The following is an 18,275-nucleotide window of genomic DNA, read 5'->3' as shown; positions in this document are numbered from 1 at the left end:
CGCCCTCTCGCTCGCCCTCTTCACGCCCCCGCCACCGCCCCGGCGGGCGGCACGGCCCGCGACCCCGGGCCGTCCGGAGCTCGGCGCTCGCGCCCCGCCGTGGGTCCCGGCGTGTAGCGTGGACGGGTGAGGTTCTTCGGTTCACGCCGGGCAAGCAAGATCCGGCCGACCTCCGTCGGCCGGGAGGACGAGCTCGTGGGCGGCCTTCGGGACGACGATCTCCACGACCGGATCGAGGGTCTGCTCGCCGACCACGTCGGCGCGGACGACGCGCTGGCCCCGTTGTCGCGCGACCGCGTGACGGACTGGCTGGAGCGGTCCGGGTTCTCCTACTTCGTCGACTCCGACGGTGACGTCGGCGGCCTGTGGCACGGCTGGTTGTTCTACTTCCTCGTGCTGGGCGAGCGGTCGGAGGTGCTCCAGGTCCGCGGCCAGTGGCACCGCGACCTCAGCATCGACCGGCTCGGCGAGATCCTCGAGATCTGCAACGAGTGGAACGCCGAGCGCATCTGGCCCAAGACGTACGTGCGCGTGCGCGACGACGGCTCCGTCGTCGTCTGCGCCGAGGTCACGGTCGACGTCGGCAGCATGGTCGGCGAGGCGCAGCTCGACCAGCTGCTGCAGTGCGGCCTCAGCACGGGGTCCATGTTCTTCGAGCACCTCGACACCACGTTCCGCGACCCGCTGCGGGACGCGTCGTGACCGGCGCGGACCGGTCCGGCACCGCCCGCCGGCTGCTCGGCGGCGTCCGGCGAGCGGCGGACGCGGTCGGTCGCGCCGTGCAGGACGCCGGCGCACGCGTCGCCGCCCGCGCGGAGCGTGCACCCGCGGGCCCGCGCGGCACGACACCGCGGCCGTTGTCCCACTTCCGTGTGGCGGACGACCTGACCCGCCGGGGCTACCGGTTCCGCACGGACGACGACGGCGACGTGACCGGGACGTGGGACGGCAACCGGTTCTGGTTCCTCCTGCTCGGCGACCACGACGAGATCCTGCAGGTGCGCGGCCGCTGGGCCGGCACGGTGCCCGAGGGCGCCCGCCTGGCCGTCCTGCAGGCCGTGAACGACTGGAACCGCGAGCGGGTGTGGCCCAAGGTCTACGCCCGGGCGGAGGGCGAACGACTCGCGCTCTACACCGAGGTGTCGGTGGACTTCGAGCACGGCGCGACGGACGAGCAGCTCGCCGCCACCGTGTCGTGCGGCCTCGTCACGTCGTCGCAGTTCTTCAGCACCGTGGGTGCGATGACGCCCGGCGGGCCGGAGATCGACGACCCGTCCTGAGCCGGCCCGGTTCGGGCAACCCGCCCGGTCAGCCTCGCAGCGAGGGCATCCCGAGCACGACCGGGCCCGCGGACGGCGCCGTGCCGTGGGAGTGCTCGTCCTCTCCCCCGCCGAGGCGCGCCGTCTCCCGCTGCGCCCAGGCGTCGCCCGACCGGGTGCGGCGCACGGCGTACGCGCCGCCGTCGAGCACCGCGTCCGCGACGAGGAAGTGCGGCGCCGACCGCGTGACCCCCACGGTCACGACGTCGCCCGGGCGCGGCAGGCGCGCGTCGAGCGTCGCGGCGTCGGCGAGCCGCGGGTCCTCGAGCGAGGTCGGGGCGCCGGCGAGGCCCTCGGCCCCGGCGGCGACGTCGTCGAGCAGGTCGGCGGGGAGCGCGAGGTGCACGAGCCGGTTGTCGGGGGCGCGTCCGGAGAGCCGGTGCGTCGCGCCGTCCTTCTTGCCGGCACCCTCGGAGACGAGGACGTCGATCGTGCGCCCGACCTGGCGGGCGGCCTCCTCGCCGGCGATGCGCTCCTGGAGGGCCAGCAGGCGCTCGAACCGCTCCTGCACGACCTCCTTGGGCAGCTGCTCCTCCATGGTCGCGGCCGGCGTGCCGGGGCGCGGGGAGTACTGGAACATGAACGCCGAGCTGAACCGCGAGGCCTCCACGACGCGCAGCGTCTCGCGGAAGTCCTCCTCCGTCTCCCCCGGGAAGCCCACGATGATGTCGGTCGTGATCGCGGCGTCCGGCATGGCGTCCCGCACGCGGTCGAGGATGCCGAGGAACCTGGCCGACCGGTACGACCGGCGCATGGCGCGCAGCACGCGGTCCGAGCCGGACTGCAGCGGCATGTGCAGGCTCGGCATGACGTTCGGCGTCTCGGCCATGGCGGCGATGACGTCGTCGGTGAACGCCGCCGGGTGCGGGGAGGTGAAGCGCACGCGCTCCAGCCCCTCGATCGCGCCGCAGGCGCGCAGCAGCTTCGCGAACGCCCCGCGGTCGCCGAACTCGACGCCGTAGCTGTTGACGTTCTGGCCCAGCAGCGTGACCTCGACGGCGCCGGCGGCCACGAGCGCCTCGACCTCGGCCAGGACCTCCCCCGGCCGGCGGTCGCGCTCCTTGCCGCGCAGGTGCGGCACGATGCAGAACGTGCAGGTGTTGTTGCAGCCGACCGAGATCGACACCCAGCCCGCGTAGACCGACTCGCGGCGCGTGGGCAGCGTGGAGGGGAAGACCTGCAACGACTCCGCGATCTCCACCTGGGCCTCGGCGTTGTGCCGGGCCCGCTCGAGGAGGACCGGGAGCGCGTCCAGGTTGTGCGTGCCGAAGACGACGTCCACCCACGGAGCCTTGGACACGATCTCGCCGCGGTCCTTCTGCGCGAGGCAGCCGCCGACCGCGATCTGCATCCCCGGCCGGTCCGACTTGATCCCGGCGAGCTGCCCGAGGTTCCCGTAGAGCCGGGTCGCGGCGTTCTCGCGCACGGCGCAGGTGTTGATCACGACGACGTCGGCGCGGCTGGCCGCCTCGTCCTCGGCGGTGGCGCGCGCGTAGCCGGCCTGCTCGAGCATGCCGGCCATGTGCTCCGAGTCGTGCACGTTCATCTGGCAGCCCAGGGTGCGCACGAGATAGGTGCGCTGGCCGGACGGCTCGTCGGTGGGACGTGCCGACACGGCGGGGCTCTGCGTGGTACTGGACATCGCATCTAGGGTACGGTGCCCGACGGCCGGGCCCCGACGAGGTGACCCAGACCTCCTGCTCGACGGCGTGGCCGCCGCGGTCAGGGCCCGGAGCGCAGTCATGCTGCGCAAGCACTGTTACTGAACCGTTGCGGAACCGGACAACCCGGTGCTGGTCGCGGAAACACCGAGTGGATAGGTTCGACAGATGGATCACGGCGATGCGACCACGACGACCGACCCCGCCGAGGCGGAGTCCTCCCTCGGTGCCCCGCTCGTCGAGCTGAAGAACGTCAACAAGCACTTCGGCGAGCTGCACGTGCTCCAGGACATCGACCTCACCGTGCGCCGGGGCGAGGTGCTCGTCGTCATCGGCCCGTCCGGCTCCGGGAAGTCCACCCTGTGCCGGGCGATCAACCGCCTCGAGACGATCGACTCCGGCGAGATCCGGATCGACGGCCAGCCGCTGCCCGAGGAGGGCAAGACCCTGGCCAAGCTGCGGGCCGACGTCGGCATGGTGTTCCAGGCGTTCAACCTCTTCGCGCACAAGACGATCCTGGAGAACGTCACGCTCGGGCCGGTCAAGGTCCGCAAGGAGCGCTCGTCGGCCGCGAAGGAGCGCGCCCTGCAGCTGCTCGACCGGGTCGGGGTGAAGAACCAGGCCCAGAAGATGCCCGCCCAGCTCTCCGGCGGTCAGCAGCAGCGCGTCGCGATCGCCCGCGCGCTGGCGATGAAGCCCAAGGTGATGCTCTTCGACGAGCCCACCTCGGCGCTCGACCCGGAGATGATCAACGAGGTCCTGGACGTCATGGTCGCCCTCGCCAAGGAGGGCATGACGATGATCGTCGTCACCCACGAGATGGGCTTCGCCCGCAAGGCCGCGAACCGGGTCGTCTTCATGGCGGACGGCCAGATCGTCGAGGAGGCCACCCCCGAGGAGTTCTTCACCGCGCCGAAGAGCGACCGCGCCAAGGACTTCCTGTCCAAGATCCTCTCCCACTGACCAGCACTGATCCACCCACGACCACTGCCACGCTAGGGCGGGAACCCCCGCCGGCCGCGCGGTCCGGGACCTGACATCGGCGTCCCCGGCCCGCCCGGGCGACCACAACGAAGGGTAAGAACGATGCGCACACGACACGCAGGGGCCGCGGCGCTCGCCGCACTGACCGCTCTCACGCTCGCCGCCTGCGGCGGCAGCGACGTCGGCGGCGAAGGTGGCGGCGACGAGCCCGGCGGTGCCGGGGGCGGCGACACCATCAAGATCGGCATCAAGTTCGACCAGCCCGGCCTGGGCTACCAGGACGGCAGCGAGTACACCGGATTCGACACCGACGTCGCCCGCTACGTCGCGGACAAGCTCGGCTACTCGGAGGACCAGATCGAGTGGGTCGAGGCGCCGTCGGCCAACCGCGAGACCATGCTGCAGACCGGCCAGGTCGACATGATCTTCGCGACCTACTCCATCACCGACGAGCGCAAGGAGCAGGTCGCGTTCGCCGGCCCGTACTTCATCGCCGGTCAGGACCTCCTCGTCGCCGAGGACAACACCGACATCACCGGTCCCGAGACGCTCGAGGGCAAGAACCTCTGCTCGGTGACCGGCTCGACGTCGGCGCAGCGCATCAAGGACGAGTACGCCGAGGGTGTGCAGCTCGTGGAGCGGCCCGGCTACGCCGAGTGCGTCACCGCGCTCACCGCCGGCCAGGTGGACGCGGTCACGACCGACGACATCATCCTCGCCGGCCTCGCCGCCCAGCCCGCCAACAAGGGCAAGGTCAAGGTCGTGGGGGCTCCGTTCTCCGAGGAGAACTACGGCGTGGGCCTGCCGCAGGACAACGACCGCTGCGAGGACATCAACGCCGCGATCACGGAGATGATCGACGACGGCTCGTGGGAGGAGGCCGTGACCTCGAACACCGAGGGCACCGGCTACACCCCGAACGCCGACCTCAACCCGCCGACGCCGGACGCCTGCGCCTGACGAGGTCGTCCGACCGTCCGATCGGCACGAGGGGGGCGGCGCCGCCGCGCCGCTCCCCTCGTTCGTCGACATTCGTCCGTCCACCGCGGTTCCCGCCGCACCACCCTCCGGGAGGCTGACACACCGTGGGTGACTTCCTGTCCCAGTTCGGCGAGCTCTTCGCGATCTACGACGTGCCCGCCGCGTTCTGGGTCAACATCCAGCTGACGTTCTGGGCCGCGATCTTCTCGCTGATCCTCGGTACCGTGCTCGCGCTCATGCGGATCTCGCCCATCGCGAGCCTGCAGTGGGCGGGCGCGGCCTACGTGAACATCCTGCGCAACACTCCGCTGACCGTCATCATGACGTTCCTGTTCCTGGCGGTCTGGACGCAGCTGCAGATCACGCTGTCCGACGACTTCGCTCAGAACTTCTTCCGGTTCGGTGTGATCGGCCTGACCGTGTACCACGCGGCGTTCGTGTGCGAGGCGATCCGCTCGGGGGTCAACACCGTGCCCCTGGGCCAGGCGGAGGCCGCCCGGGCGATCGGCCTGTCCTTCCTGCCCGCCGCCCGGCTGATCATCCTGCCGCAGGCGTTCCGCGGCGCGATCGCGCCCCTCGGCAACACCCTGATCGCGCTGCTGAAGAACTCGACGGTCGCGGTCGCGGTGAGCGTCTCCACGGAGACCTCGACCCTCATGCGGGAGATGATCGAGAGCAACGCGAACTACATCTACGCGATCTTCATGATCTTCGCGATCGGCTTCGCGGTGCTCGTGATCCCCATCGGTCTGCTCACCACCTTCCTCTCCAACCGACTGGCGGTGCGCCGATGAGCTCTCAGCAGTCCGTCCTCTTCGACGCCCCCGGCCCCCGTGCGCGCCGGTTCATCGTGCTCGGCAACATCCTCGGCGCGCTCGTCGTGCTGGGCATCGCCGCGCTCGTCGTGGTGCAGCTCGCCGCCAAGGGGCAGTTCGCCGCGGCGCTGTGGGAGCCGATCTTCACGTCCAGCGCCTGGCAGAACTACTTCATCCCCGGCCTGCAGAACACGCTGCGGGCCGCGGGGTTCGCCATCGTCGGCGCCGTGGTCTTCGGCCTCATCTTCGGGTCCGGGCGGCTCGCCCGCGTGCGCGCCGTCCGCTGGTTCAGCGGCGTGGTCGTGGAGTTCTTCCGCGCCGTGCCGGTGCTGCTCATGATGGTCTTCTTCTGGCTGCTGTTCGGGTTCAACCGGATCAGCGACGACCCGGCCTTCCTCGCCGTCGTGATCGCCCTCATCCTCTACAACGGGTCCGTCATCGCGGAACTGGTGCGGGCGGGCGTCGGCAACCTGCCGAAGGGCCAGTCCGAGGCCGGCCTCGCGGTCGGGCTCACCGGCGGGCAGGTGCTGCGGTCGATCCAGCTCCCCCAGGCCCTCATCGCGATGCTGCCGGCCCTGGTGTCCCAGCTCGTGGTGGTCCTCAAGGACACCGCTCTCGGCCAGATCATCACCTACAACGAGCTGCTGCGCGCGGCGCAGATCTTCGGCAACGGGAACAGCAACAACCTGCAGACGCTGACGGTCGCCGCGCTGATCTTCATCGTCATCAACTGGGCGCTGACCGCCTTGGCCCGCTGGCTGTCGCGGTACCTCAGCGGCCGCACGTCGGGGGTCACCGCGGCCGGTCCCGGGATCGGCAACCCGACCGCTGTCGCCGGCGGCAAGACGACGGGGCCGGGCAACGCCATCGCGGCCACCGGAGACCCGAGCGCGACCTGACGCGCGATCGCGCCTGCCACGCAGGACGACGGATGCCCCCGGACGCTTCTCGCGTCCGGGGGCATCCGTCGTCCTGGGGCGTGCGTTGAGATCCGATCCTGCGGGCGGAGATCCATGACAAGCGTGGACGTGGAGGCGACGGCACCCACGGACGGCGGAGCCCGCTGGCAGCGCGCGAGTCAGTCCACGGCACCGGGGTAGTCGTCGTCCAGGGCGTCCTCGCCCTCCTCCGCGAGGGCGTCGCGCACGACGCCGAAGGAGACGCCCGGCGCGTAGCCCTTGCGCCCGAGCGCCCCGACGGCGCGGCGGACGCGCACGTCGCGCTCCAGCCCGCGGGTGCGTGCCACGTGCTTGCGGGCCAGGGCCAGAGCGGCCGCGCGCTCGTCGTCGGGGTCCACCTGCTCGAGCGCGTCGGCGGCCGTCTCCTCGGCGATGCCGCGGCGGCGCAGCTCCATCGCCAGCGCGCGCCGCGAGAGCCCCCGCTCGGAGTGCCGCGTGCGCACGAGCATGTCGGCGTAGGCGGCGTCGTCGACCAGACCCACCTCGTCGAACCGGTCCAGCACCGGCCCCACGACCGCCTCCGGGTAGCCCTTGCGCGCGAGCGACTGCTCCAGCTCCGCGCGGCTCTTCGGGGCCGCCGTGAGGATGCGCAGCAGCGTCTCGCGCGCCTTCTCCGTGGCGTCCTCGAGCGTCAGCTCGCCGGCCTCGAGCCGCTCGGCCACCGTGCGACGGGGCTGACGCCCGCGCGGGGCGCCGTCCGCGTCGCCCTCCGCGTCGCCCTCCGAGCCGGCATCTGAGTCGGCATGGCGGCGGCCGCGACGCTTCCCCACACCGCGACCGCCCGGGGCAGTATCCCCCGAAGTCACGAGACCCCTCCTCCGTCGACCGCGACGAGCGCGGCGCCTGTCAGAACGGCGCCTTCTTGCCCTTGGCGCCCGCCTTGGCGGCCGGTGCCGGGTCGACGCTCAACCCCGTGGCGGAACCCGCGGCGCCCGTGGCCGGAGCCTCCGCCGCGGGGGCGTCCAGCTTGGCGCCGACACCGAGCTTCTCCTTGATGCGCTTCTCGATCTCGTTCGCCAGGTCAGGGTTGTCCTTCAGGAAGGCCCGGGCGTTCTCCTTGCCCTGGCCCAGCTGGTCGCCCTCGTAGGTGAACCACGAGCCGGACTTGCGCACGAACCCGTGCTCCACGCCCATGTCGATGAGCCCGCCCTCGCGGGAGATGCCCACGCCGTACAGGATGTCGAACTCCGCCTGCTTGAACGGCGGCGCCATCTTGTTCTTGACGACCTTGACGCGGGTCCGGTTGCCGACCGCGTCCGTGCCGTCCTTGAGGGTCTCGATGCGGCGGATGTCCATGCGCACCGAGGCGTAGAACTTCAGGGCCTTGCCGCCGGTGGTGGTCTCCGGCGAGCCGAAGAACACGCCGATCTTCTCGCGGAGCTGGTTGATGAAGATCGCCGTGGTGCCCGACGCGCTCAGCGCACCGGTGATCTTGCGCAGCGCCTGCGACATCAGGCGGGCCTGGAGGCCGACGTGGCTGTCGCCCATCTCGCCCTCGATCTCAGCCTTCGGCACGAGCGCCGCGACCGAGTCGATGACGATGATGTCCAGCGCGCCGGAGCGGATCAGCATGTCCGTGATCTCCAGGGCCTGCTCGCCGGTGTCCGGCTGCGAGACCAGCAGGGCGTCCGTGTCGACGCCGAGCTTCTTGGCGTACTCCGGGTCGAGCGCGTGCTCGGCGTCGACGAACGCCGCGATGCCGCCGGCCCGCTGGGCGCTGGCGACGGCGTGCAGCGCGACGGTCGTCTTGCCGGAGGACTCCGGGCCGTACACCTCCACGACGCGCCCGCGCGGGAGGCCGCCGATGCCGAGCGCGATGTCCAGCGCGATCGAGCCGGTGGGGATGACCTCGACGGGCGCGCGACCCTCGTCGCCGAGGCGCATGACCGAGCCCTTGCCGAAGCTGCGGTCGATCTGGGCGAGCGCGGCCTCGAGTGCCTTCTCGCGGTCTGCCGTTGCGGGCATGTCGGTCACCTTTGCGTTCTGGGCGCGGCGGCTGCGCGCCTGCGTTCGTGGCTGCGTGCTCATGTTGTCGTCGACCGTACGTGCCGCCACCGACACGGTCGGGGCGGTCCGTCGCGGCTGTGGAGGACGACGTCCGAGGACCCTCCTGGGGGCAGACTCTACCCGAACACGTGTTCGAGGGCGTCGTCGTCCCCGGGCGTGTCGCGCCACGTCCCGCCGGGCCGCAGCACGACGACGCGCACGTCCGGCGCCGCCCGGCGGCAGGCCGCCGCGAAGGCCTCCCCGGCGTGGTCCATCCACCCGCGCGGCAGGTGCTGCCCGCCCGGCACGTGCAGGGTGCCCCAGTGCACCGGGACCGCCACGCGCGGCCGGACCTCCGCGCACACCTCGGCCGCACCGCGGGGGCCGAGGTGGCCGCCCGACAGCCGCGGGCCCCAGCCGGACACGGGCACGAGGGCCACGTCCACCCGGCCGCCTGCCAGCTCGCGCACGCGCCCCACGCCCGGGTGGTGCTCGGTGTCCCCCACGGCCCACACCGTCGTTCCGCGCCCGCGCACCAGGTGCCCGCTCGCGGCGTTCGGCCGGTGCGGCATCGGCCGGTCGCCGTGCACCGCGGCGGTCAGGCGCACCTGCACGCCTGCGACGTCGTGCCAGTCCCCGTGCTGCGGGGCGTGCTGCGGGGCGTGCTGCAGGGCACGGTGCGAGCCGTGGTGAGCGACGTCGTGGCCCGGCGGGTGCCCCGCGGCAGGCGGCAGGTCGAGGCCGACACCGCGCAGGCCCTTGCCGCGCAGCCAGCGGGCGTTCGCGGGTGCCGTGAGCACCGGCACGTCCCCGAGCAGCCGCAGCGAGCCCAGCTCGGCGTGGTCGTGGTGCAGGTGGGACAGCAGGGCGGCGTCGGCGCCCCGCCAGGCGTCCGCGTCCGGACGGTCGCCCCGGCGCCGCAGGAGGCCCGCGTGCCGCCGCAGCAGCGGGTCCGTCACGAGCCGGGCGGTGCCCCCGCCCGCGCGCGGGACGTCGAGGACGACGGTCGAGTGCCCCAGCCACGTCACCCGGAGCCCGGCCCCCGTGACGGGGGCGTGCCCGCCCGGCACGTCACCCGGCGCCCCGCTCATGAGGCCTCCCGCAGGCCGAGCGCGGCGAGCCAGGCGACGAGCCGGCGGTGCACCGCCTCGGCGCCCACCAGCACGCGGGCGCCGTCCACGTCCTCGCGCTCGTCGTCGGGCACGACGAGGTCGGCGGGGTGCAGCAGCAGCGCCTCGCTCTGCGCGCCGCCGAGCCCGCCGTGCGAGCCCACCAGCCCCTCGAACGCGTGCACCCGGCCCATCGGGCCGACCGACGACACGACCACGAGGTCGCCGGCGTCCTCCAGCCCGGCGACGCGCAGCAGGTCGGCGCGCGCCCGCGACCCGTAGCCGACCAGGGGGTCCCGACCGGTCACGCGGCCGGTCGCCAGGTCGTGGGAGCCGAGCCGCCCGCGCGCCACCGGCCCCTGCGCGCCGTGGACCACGACGAAGCCGACGGCGGGCGACTCGACCAGGCCGGGCACGAGCGCGGGCCAGCGGGCCTCGACCTCCGCGGCCGACAGCCGGCGGGGCTCGCGGCGGAACCACACCATCCCGAGGTTGCCCGACCCGATCACCTCGACCTCGGGCAGGCCCGTCCGGCCGGTGTCGCGGTCCGGCCCGACCAGGAGCCGGCCGTCACCGTCGTCGTCCCGGCGCAGCGCGTGCAGCGCGGTGTTCGCCGGGCCCCACGCCTCGCCGTCCGCCCGGCCGGCCTGCGCCGGGGCGGGGATCGCCATGAGCCGGTGCACCTCGTCGGCGAACGACCGCCCCACCACCTGCTCGAAGGTCGCCCCCAGCGACTGCCCGTGGTCCGACACGACCACCGTGCGGTACCGGCGCGGGGCGCCGCGCGCGATCTCCTCCCACAGCCCGACGACGCGGTCGAGCCCCTCCAGCGCACGCAGCGCCTCCGGCCGCAGCGGGCCGGCGTGGTGCGCGATCTCGTCGTAGTCGACGAGGTCCACGCACACCACGGGCGCGCCGCGCACGAGCTGCTCCGCCACGAGCGAGGTGTTGAGGTCGCGCAGCAGCACGTTGGTCACCGCGCGCAGCACCGGGTACCAGCCGCGGCGCGCCACCCGTGGACGCACCCCGCGCACCACCTGCTGCCACCCCTGGTACACCTCCTTGAGCGCCTCCCCGACGGTGCCGGCCACCGCCCGCACCAGCACGAACGGGCTCGAGAAGAAGCGGACGAACAGCTGGCCGGGGCCGAGCCCCTCCGTCGCGCGGCTCATCACGAGCAGGCTGGTCGGGGCGTCGCCGGAGAACATCGTCGACACCGCCACCCCGCCGTCGGCGAGCAGCCCGCGGCCGTCGGAGGCCGACCGCTCCACCTGGGCGGCGTCCGCCGGCCGGTTCGTCACCACCAGTCGGCCGAGCCGCCGCGACCACCACCGGAACGCCGGGACCGCGTCGGTGGTGCCGTGCAGCAGGCCCAGGGTGCTGGCCGGGGTGGTGCACGGCACGCGGGCCCACCACGACTCGAGCCGGTGGCTTCCCGACCCGAGCCAGCGCTCCATCGTGGGCACGAGCCCGGCCTCCAGGGCGTGGTCGAGCGTCGGCCGGGCCACGCCGTCGAGCATGACGACGAGCACGCCCGGGGGCCGGTCGTCCACGCCGTCCCCACCGGCCTCGCCGCCGTCGCGGGCGACCCGGCGCGGGAGCCCGGCGCGACGCCGGGCCCGGCGCAGCAGGTCGCCGACCACGTACGCGTTGTCCCGCGCCCCGACCACCCAGTGCCCGCACGCCATCACGAGCGCGGCGACGAGGAGCACGGCGAGCACGTCCGCCCACGAGCCGCTCGTCACGCCCGGGAGGAACGTCAGCGCGGCCCAGACGACCGCCACCTGCGCCGCCAGGCCGAGCAGGAGCGCCACGACCGCCCCGCCGCCGCGCGCGAGGCGACGCAGCGGCGCCCGCAGCAGCGCGTCGCCGAGCCCCACGACGAGCGCCGCGAGCAGCACGTCCCACGGTGAGGCGACCCGCACGCCGTCGACCACGGCGATCGCGACCCCGAGCCCGGCGGCCGTGGAGACCAGGGACCAGAGGGCGCCGCGGACGTCGGCCACCGTCACGAGCGGGGGACGGTGGCGGCGCATGGCGCCATGATGCACCGCCTGCCCGACGTCGGCCCGAGCGGCGGGCGGTCGGCGCGCGGGCGGTCAGCGCGCGGGCGGCGCCTGGCGGCGGTCGTCGCGGCCCCAGCGCTCCGCGTCGGGGACGTCGAGCGCGTCGCACAGCGCGTGCCAGACGTCGCGGGGCTCCAGCCCGGACTCGAGCGCCTCGGCCGGGGTCCTGCCGTCGAGGCGCGGCAGGACCTGCTCGCGCACGAGGGCACGCCCGTAGGCGGGCCCGAAGACCTCGTCGACCAGCTCGGCGAACTCGCGATAGCGCACGCCCCCAGCCTCGCACGGCCGGGAGGACGGTCGGGACGCCGGGCGCCGCGGACGCCGGCGCGGCGGGCCGGCCCGCCCTGCGGGCTGTCGGTGCTCCCTGCCAGGATGGCGAGGTGGTCGTCCCCCCGTCCGGCGTTCCCGCCGACCCTGCCGTCGCGCACGACGGCGTCCTCGCGCGGTTCGGACCCGCGACGCGTGCCTGGTTCGCCGGAGCTTTCGCCGCGCCGACCGCGGCTCAGGCCGGGGCGTGGGACGCGATCAGCTCCGACCGGCACGCGCTCGTCGTCGCGCCGACGGGGTCCGGCAAGACCCTCGCGGCGTTCCTCTGGGCCATCGACCGCCTCACGACCACGCCACCGCCGGAGCGGGCCCGCCGCTGCCGGGTCCTGTACGTCTCCCCGCTCAAGGCGCTCGCCGCCGACGTGCAGCGCAACCTGCGCTCCCCGCTGGCCGGCATCCGGCAGGCCGCCGCACGCGAGGGGCTCACGGTCGAGGAGGTGACCGTCGGCGCGCGCACGGGCGACACCCCCGCCTCGGAGCGCCGCGCGTTCGCCACCCGCCCGCCGGACGTGCTCGTCACCACCCCCGAGTCGCTGTTCCTCGTCCTCACGTCGCAGGCGCGCGCGGGCCTCGCGGGCGTCGAGACCGTGGTCCTGGACGAGATCCACGCGGTGGCGGGCACCAAGCGCGGCGCCCACCTGGCGCTGAGCCTCGAGCGGTTGGACGCGCTCCTCGACCGGCCCGCGCAGCGCGTCGGCCTGTCCGCGACGGTCCGCCCCGTGGAGACGGTGGCCGAGTTCCTCGCCGGGCACCGCACCCCGGACGACGGCGGCCGGGAGGTCGTCGTCGTGCAGCCCGAGTCCACCAAGAAGTGGGACATCGACGTCGTCGTGCCGGTGCCCGACCTCGCCGACCTCGACTCGGGCGGTGTGCCCGACCCGACCGCGCCGGCGCCCGCGGCGGCGCCGTCCGCGGCCGGGCTGGGCGACGAGGAGCTGGACCTCACCGGCGACGCCGCGTCGCCGCTGCGCCGCGCGTCCGTGTGGCCGCACGTCGAGGAGCGGGTCGTGGACCTCGTCGCCGAGCACCGCTCGACGCTGGTGTTCACCAACTCGCGCCGCGGCGCCGAGCGGCTGACCGCTCGGGTGAACGAGATCTGGGCGGAGCGCTCCGGGGTCGACCTGCCGGAGCCGGGCACGCAGTGGCCCGCGCAGACGCAGGGGCAGTCGGGGGCGTCGGTCGGGCTGCCGGCCGACGACGGCGCAGGGCCGCACGTGCTCGCGCGCGCCCACCACGGCTCCATGAGCCGGGTCGAGCGCACCCGCACCGAGTCCGACCTCAAGGCGGGCCGCCTGCCGGCCGTGGTCGCGACGTCGTCCCTCGAGCTCGGCATCGACATGGGCGCCGTGGACCTCGTCGTGCAGGTCGGTGCGCCGCCGTCCGTCGCGAGCGGGCTGCAGCGCATCGGGCGCGCCGGCCACCAGGTGGGCGCGGTGTCGCACGGCGTCGTCTTCCCGACGTTCCGCGGCGACCTGGTGCCCGCGACCGTCGTGGCGCAGCGCATGCGCGCGGGCGAGATCGAGCACCTGCACGTCCCCGCCAACCCGTTGGACGTGCTCGCCCAGCAGGTGGTGGCGGCGCTCGCCACGGACGACTGGCAGGCCGACGACCTCCTCGCCGCGTTCCGCCGGGCGCACCCGTTCCGCTCGCTCGGCGACGCGACCTGGCGGGCCGTGCTCGACATGCTCGCCGGCCGCTACCCCAGCGAGGAGTTCGCCGAGCTTCGCGCCCGCATCGTCTGGGACCGCGCCACCGGCCGCCTGTCCGGGCGCCCCGGCGCCCTGCGGCTCGCCGCGACGAGCGGCGGCACCATCCCCGACCGCGGGCTCTACGGCGTCTACCTCGCCACGGAGGCGCCTGCCTCGGGCGTGCCGGCGGACGGCGGCGGCACGGCCGACCGGCCCCGCGGCGGGAAGCGCGTGGGCGAGCTGGACGAGGAGATGGTCTACGAGTCGCGCGTCGGCGACACGTTCACCCTCGGCTCGTCGACCTGGCGCATCGAGGAGATCACGCCCGACCGCGTCCTGGTGACCCCCGCGCCCGGGCTCCCCGGGCGCCTGCCCTTCTGGAAGGGCGACTCCCCCGGCCGTCCCGTCGAGCTGGGGCGTGCGGTGGGCGCGTTCGTCCGCGAGACCGACGCGCTGCTCGCCGACGACGAGGAGCGCGGCACCGGGCGCGGCCGGGAGGTGCTGCGCGACGCCGGGCTCGACACCTGGGCGGCGGACAACCTCGCCGCGTACCTGGGCGAGCAGCGTCGCGCGACGGGACGGCTGCCCGACGACCGCACCGTGGTCGTGGAACGGTTCCGCGACGAGCTCGGCGACTGGCGCGTCGTGATCCACTCCCCCTTCGGGGCGCCGGTGCACGCGCCGTGGGCGCTGGTCGTCGCCGCGCGCCTGCGGGCGCGGTACGGCACCGACGTCGCGGCGATGCACGCCGACGACGGGATCGTGCTGCGGCTCCCCGACGCCGGCGACTCCGGCTGGGACCTGGGCGGACCGGGCTGGGGCCCCGGGCCGGACGGGGCGGGGCGCGGCGACGCCCCGGCGGTCACGGCCGAGGACCTGCTCGTCGACCCGGACGAGGTGCTCGACGCGGTGCGCGAGGAGCTCGGCGGCTCGGTGATGTTCGCGGCGCGCTTCCGCGAGGCCGCCGCGCGGGCGCTGCTCCTGCCGCGGCGTCGTCCCGACCGGCGGCAGCCGCTGTGGCAGCAGCGGCAGCGGGCGTCACAGCTGCTGCAGGTCGCGTCGCAGTTCCCGGACTTCCCGATCATGCTCGAGGCCGCCCGCGAGTGCCTGCGCGACGACTTCGACGTCGCGGCGCTCACGGACCTCATGCGCGACCTGGAGGGCGGCCGGGTGCGGCTGGTCGAGGTGACCACCCCGACACCGTCGCCCTTCGCGCAGGCGCTGCTGTTCGGCTACACCGCGCAGTTCCTGTACGACGGTGACGCGCCGCTCGCGGAGCGGCGGGCGGCCGCGCTGTCCCTGGACCCGGACCTGCTCACGGAGCTGCTCGGCGAGCAGGGCGCCACCCCGCTCGCGGACCTCCTCGACCCGGGCGCCGTGGAGCGCACCGAGGCGGAGCTCCAGGCGCTGGCACCCGAGCGGCAGGCGCGCGACGCGGAGGGGCTGTGGGACGTGCTCCGCCGCACCGGGCCGCACCCCGCGTCCGCGCTGCGGGCTCGGACCCGCGAGGGCTCCCGCGACCTCGTCGACGCGTGGCTGGCCGACCTGGAGGGCGCGCGCCGCGTCCTCCGGGTGCGGGTCGGCGGCCGCCCGGGCGACGACGCCGACGCCGAGCAGTGGGCCGTCGTGGAGGACGCCGGCCGGCTGCGCGACGCGCTCGGCGTCGCCCTGCCCGTGGGCGTGCCCGAGACGTTCACCGAGCCGGTGCCCGACCCCCTCGGCGACCTCGTCCGCCGCCACGCCAGGACGCACGGTCCGTTCCCCGCCGTGGACGTCGCGCGCCGGTTCGGGCTCGGCGTCGCGGTCGTGGCCCAGGTGCTGGCCCGGCTCGAGGCGGCGGGCGCGGTCGCGCGCGGGGCGCTGCGGCCTTCCTCGCTGGGCGGCACGGGCGACGAGTGGTGCGACCCGGAGGTGCTGCGCACGCTGCGGCGCCGGTCGCTCGCCGCGCTGCGCGCCGAGGTGGAGCCGGTGGAGCCGGAGTCGCTCGGTGTCTTCCTCCCGCGCTGGCACGGGATCGGGGTGCGGGTGGGCGGCGCCGGGTCCGGTGGCGGGACGCTGCGCGGCGCGGACGGCGTGCTGCGCGCGGTGGAGCAGCTCTCGGGGGCCGCGGTGCCGGCGTCGGCGCTCGAGACGCTCGTCCTGCCCGCCCGCGTCTCCGACTACTCCCCCGCGGTCCTCGACGAGCTCACCACGGCCGGCGAGGTGCTGTGGTGCGGGCACGGCCGGCTCCCGGGGTCGGGCGGCGGCGACGGCATGGTGAGCCTGCACCTGGCCGACGGCGCCCCGCTCACCCTGCGCGACCCGGACCCGGTGGACGAGGGCGGGCCGCTCGACAGCGACCTGCACCGCGCGGTGCTCGACCTGCTCACCGGCTCGGGCGGGTACTTCCTGCCCCGCCTCGCGGAGCTCGCGGGCGCGAGCCAGGCGACCACGCTCGACGCCTTGTGGGACCTGGTGTGGGCGGGCTGGGTGACGAACGACCGCCTGGGTCCGCTGCGCGAGTCGCTCGGCGGGTCCACCCGGCGCGGGGCCAGGCACGGCGGCGGCGCGCACCGCGCTCCCGCGGCCCCCGGGCGGGCCCGCCCCGTGCGGCCGTCCCGCTTCGGGCTCGCCCGCCCGACGTCGGCGGCCGCCGTGCCGCGGACCGGCGGCGGCCGCTGGTCGGCGCTGCCGGCCGTGGAGCAGGACCCGACCGTGCGCGCGCACGCGCTCACCCAGGTGCTGCTGGAGCGGCACGGCGTCCTGACCCGCGCGGCGGCGCCCGCGGAAGGGGTGACCTCCCGCTTCCGCGACGTGTACCGGGTGCTCCGGGTGCTCGAGGAGCGCGGGACCGTGCGGCGCGGCTACTTCGTCGAGGGCCTGGGTGGCTCGCAGTTCGCGCTGCCCGGAGCGGTCGACCAGCTACGGACGGACGCCGCCGACCGCGCCCGCGCCCGGGACGCCCTCGTCGAGGGCGACGGTGCCGGCCCCGTGAGCAGCGGCGGCCGGGCCGAGCCGGGCGCCGTCCTCCTCGCCGCGACCGACCCGGCCAACCCGTACGGCGCCGCGGTCGCCTGGCCGCGCGCGGCGACCCCACGCACCGGGTCGTCCGCGGCCCGCGCCTCGGACGGCGGGGACGACGCCGCGGGTGCGCACCGTCCGGGGCGCAAGGCCGGCGCGGTCGTCGTGCTGGTCGACGGCGAGCTGGTGTTGTTCGTCGAGCGCGGCGGGCGCACGGTGCTGTCCTTCGCCCGCGGCGACGCGGGCGACGGCCCCCGCCTCGCCGCCGCGGCCCGGCTGCTCGTGACGGAGACGCGCGCCGACCGGCTCGGGCGCGTCACCGTGCAGCGCGTCGACGGCGTCCCCGCCCTCACCGCCGCCCGCGACCGGATCCCGGCCGCGGCCGCGCTGCTGGACGCCGGCTTCGGCGTGACGCCGCGCGGCCTGCGGCCGGCCTGACCCCGCACCGGGAGGCGACCGTGCCCGAGGGAGACGTGCTCCGGCTCACCGCCGAACGGCTCGGCGTCGCGCTGCGCGGCTCGCCCCTGGTGCGCGCGGAGCTGCGCTGGCCCTCGGCGGCGGGCGTGGACCTCGTCGGCGCCACGGTCCGCGAGTCGGTCGCGTACGGCAAGCACCTGCTCACCCGGTTCGACGACGGCCGCACGCTGCACACCCACCTGCGGATGGACGGCTCCTGGCGCGTGCACCGCACGGGCACCCGCGAGGCGGCCGGTCGCTCCCCCGCCGTCCGCGCCCTGCTGGCCACCGCGTCGTGGACCTGCGTCGGCCTCCAGCTCGGCATGCTCGACGTGCTCCGCACCCGCGACGAGCCGCGCCTGCTGGGCCACCTGGGCCCGGACGTCCTCGGCGACGACTTCCCGGAGCGGCTCGACGAGGGCGGACGTCGCCTCGCCGCCGACCCCGCCCGGCCGCTGTGCGTCGCCCTGCTCGACCAGCGCGGGGTGGCCGGGCTGGGCACGATCTGGACCGCGGAGTCGCTGTTCGTCACCCGGCGGTGGCCCTGGACGCCCGCCGGGGCCCTGGACGACGACGAGCGCCGGGCCCTGCTCGGGGCGGCCCGCCGGCTCATGGCGCGCAGCGTCCAGGTGGGACGACGTACCGGGCTGGGCGCCGTCGAGCTCGCCGTGCACGGGCGGCACCACAAGCCCTGCCGCCGCTGCGGGACGCCCGTCGCGCTGGGCAGCACCAGCGGCCCCGGGCGGCGGCCCGACGCCGGCGAGCGGGCGATCTACTGGTGCCCGACCTGCCAGCATGCGCCGAGATAGAGAACTCGGACCCGCGAGATAGAGAGGCGGGGGGGGGGCCCCCCCCCCGGGGGGGGGGGGGCCCCCCCCCGCCCCCCCCGCGGGCGGGCGGGGGGGGAGGGGGCCCCAGGTTGGC

The 18,275-nt window shown here is 75.3% G+C and carries 14 protein-coding genes; 8 read left to right on the top strand and 6 right to left on the bottom strand.

All coding sequences use genetic code 11. From position 1 onward, the window contains the following. The first annotated feature begins 126 nt into the window (after positions 1 to 126). Together ACH443_RS05300 and ACH443_RS05295 are read left to right on the top strand one after the other, a co-directional pair. Positions 127 to 702: a YbjN domain-containing protein gene (locus ACH443_RS05300; protein ID WP_430589669.1), complete on the top strand. Its 576-nt coding sequence runs from the start codon at positions 127 to 129 to the stop codon at positions 700 to 702. Then, complete coding sequence (locus ACH443_RS05295; RefSeq protein WP_430557173.1) at positions 699 to 1,280, top strand: YbjN domain-containing protein; 582 nt, start codon at positions 699 to 701, stop codon at positions 1,278 to 1,280. Before ACH443_RS05300 ends, ACH443_RS05295 begins: the two co-directional genes overlap by 4 nt. Positions 1,281 to 1,308: 28 nt before the next feature. Here ACH443_RS05295 and miaB read toward each other — a convergent pair whose 3' ends face one another. Further along, positions 1,309 to 2,961 (bottom strand): tRNA (N6-isopentenyl adenosine(37)-C2)-methylthiotransferase MiaB, encoded by a 1,653-nt coding sequence (gene miaB / locus ACH443_RS05290; RefSeq protein WP_429762218.1) that lies wholly within the window; start codon positions 2,959 to 2,961, stop codon positions 1,309 to 1,311. A gap of 187 nt (positions 2,962 to 3,148) precedes the next feature. Here miaB and ACH443_RS05285 point away from each other — a divergent pair, with 187 nt between their 5' ends. From ACH443_RS05285 to ACH443_RS05270, 4 genes are all read left to right on the top strand, one after another. Next, complete coding sequence (locus ACH443_RS05285) at positions 3,149 to 3,943, top strand: amino acid ABC transporter ATP-binding protein (RefSeq protein WP_430557172.1); 795 nt, start codon at positions 3,149 to 3,151, stop codon at positions 3,941 to 3,943. A gap of 123 nt (positions 3,944 to 4,066) precedes the next feature. Then, on the top strand, positions 4,067 to 4,924 hold the full coding sequence (locus tag ACH443_RS05280; RefSeq protein ID WP_430589668.1) for a glutamate ABC transporter substrate-binding protein: 858 nt from the start codon (positions 4,067 to 4,069) through the stop codon (positions 4,922 to 4,924). A 125-nt stretch (positions 4,925 to 5,049) separates the two neighbouring features. Continuing rightward, positions 5,050 to 5,739 carry an amino acid ABC transporter permease gene (locus tag ACH443_RS05275; RefSeq protein WP_429762221.1) on the top strand — a complete coding sequence of 230 codons (690 nt, stop codon included), beginning with the start codon at positions 5,050 to 5,052 and terminating at the stop codon, positions 5,737 to 5,739. Then, complete coding sequence (locus ACH443_RS05270) at positions 5,736 to 6,659, top strand: amino acid ABC transporter permease (RefSeq protein WP_430589667.1); 924 nt, start codon at positions 5,736 to 5,738, stop codon at positions 6,657 to 6,659. The genes ACH443_RS05275 and ACH443_RS05270 overlap by 4 nt, the downstream gene beginning before the upstream one ends. A 179-nt stretch (positions 6,660 to 6,838) precedes the next feature. Here the strand turns inward: ACH443_RS05270 and ACH443_RS05265 are convergent, their stop codons facing one another. The 5 genes from ACH443_RS05265 to ACH443_RS05245 form a co-directional block, all read right to left on the bottom strand. Continuing rightward, the gene (locus ACH443_RS05265) at positions 6,839 to 7,381 is read right to left on the bottom strand and encodes a regulatory protein RecX (protein ID WP_430589666.1); all 543 of its coding nucleotides are present in this window, start codon (positions 7,379 to 7,381) and stop codon (positions 6,839 to 6,841) included. 184 nt (positions 7,382 to 7,565) lie between these two features. Further along, entirely contained in the window at positions 7,566 to 8,684 is a 1,119-nt protein-coding gene (recA, locus tag ACH443_RS05260; RefSeq protein WP_430589665.1) for a recombinase RecA, read from the bottom strand. A 158-nt stretch (positions 8,685 to 8,842) separates the two neighbouring features. Continuing rightward, positions 8,843 to 9,796: an MBL fold metallo-hydrolase gene (locus tag ACH443_RS05255; protein ID WP_430589664.1), complete on the bottom strand. Its 954-nt coding sequence runs from the start codon at positions 9,794 to 9,796 to the stop codon at positions 8,843 to 8,845. Continuing rightward, a complete protein-coding gene (locus ACH443_RS05250; protein ID WP_430589663.1) occupies positions 9,793 to 11,850 on the bottom strand; it encodes an alkaline phosphatase family protein in 2,058 nt (685 codons plus the stop codon). Before ACH443_RS05250 ends, ACH443_RS05255 begins: the two co-directional genes overlap by 4 nt. Positions 11,851 to 11,913: 63 nt before the next feature. Beyond that, a complete protein-coding gene (locus ACH443_RS05245) occupies positions 11,914 to 12,147 on the bottom strand; it encodes a DUF3046 domain-containing protein (RefSeq protein WP_430589662.1) in 234 nt (77 codons plus the stop codon). 113 nt (positions 12,148 to 12,260) lie between these two features. Between ACH443_RS05245 and ACH443_RS05240 the strand changes: the two genes are divergently transcribed. Then, the gene (locus tag ACH443_RS05240) at positions 12,261 to 17,333 is read left to right on the top strand and encodes a DEAD/DEAH box helicase (protein ID WP_430589661.1); all 5,073 of its coding nucleotides are present in this window, start codon (positions 12,261 to 12,263) and stop codon (positions 17,331 to 17,333) included. Positions 17,334 to 17,353: 20 nt separating this feature from the next. Beyond that, a complete protein-coding gene (locus ACH443_RS05235) occupies positions 17,354 to 18,160 on the top strand; it encodes a DNA-formamidopyrimidine glycosylase family protein (RefSeq protein ID WP_430589660.1) in 807 nt (268 codons plus the stop codon). The last annotated feature ends 115 nt before the right edge of the window (positions 18,161 to 18,275 follow it).

The sequence above is a fragment of the Isoptericola sp. NPDC019571 genome (assembly GCF_044389385.1).
Lineage (GTDB): Bacteria > Actinomycetota > Actinomycetes > Actinomycetales > Cellulomonadaceae > Isoptericola > Isoptericola nanjingensis.
Note: the sequence above shows the minus strand (reverse complement) of the source record. Positions and strands in the feature narration are given on the sequence as shown.

Excerpts from the sequence above, each read along its gene's own strand:
- miaB (WP_429762218.1), bottom strand. The coding sequence starts at position 2,961 with ATGTCCAGTACCACGCAGAGCCCCGCCGTGTCGGCACGTCCCACCGAC.
- ACH443_RS05285 (WP_430557172.1), top strand. The coding sequence starts at position 3,149 with ATGGATCACGGCGATGCGACCACGACGACCGACCCCGCCGAGGCGGAG.
- ACH443_RS05280 (WP_430589668.1), top strand. The coding sequence starts at position 4,067 with ATGCGCACACGACACGCAGGGGCCGCGGCGCTCGCCGCACTGACCGCT.
- ACH443_RS05270 (WP_430589667.1), top strand. The coding sequence starts at position 5,736 with ATGAGCTCTCAGCAGTCCGTCCTCTTCGACGCCCCCGGCCCCCGTGCG.
- recA (WP_430589665.1), bottom strand. The coding sequence starts at position 8,684 with ATGCCCGCAACGGCAGACCGCGAGAAGGCACTCGAGGCCGCGCTCGCC.
- ACH443_RS05255 (WP_430589664.1), bottom strand. The coding sequence starts at position 9,796 with ATGAGCGGGGCGCCGGGTGACGTGCCGGGCGGGCACGCCCCCGTCACG.
- ACH443_RS05250 (WP_430589663.1), bottom strand. The coding sequence starts at position 11,850 with ATGCGCCGCCACCGTCCCCCGCTCGTGACGGTGGCCGACGTCCGCGGC.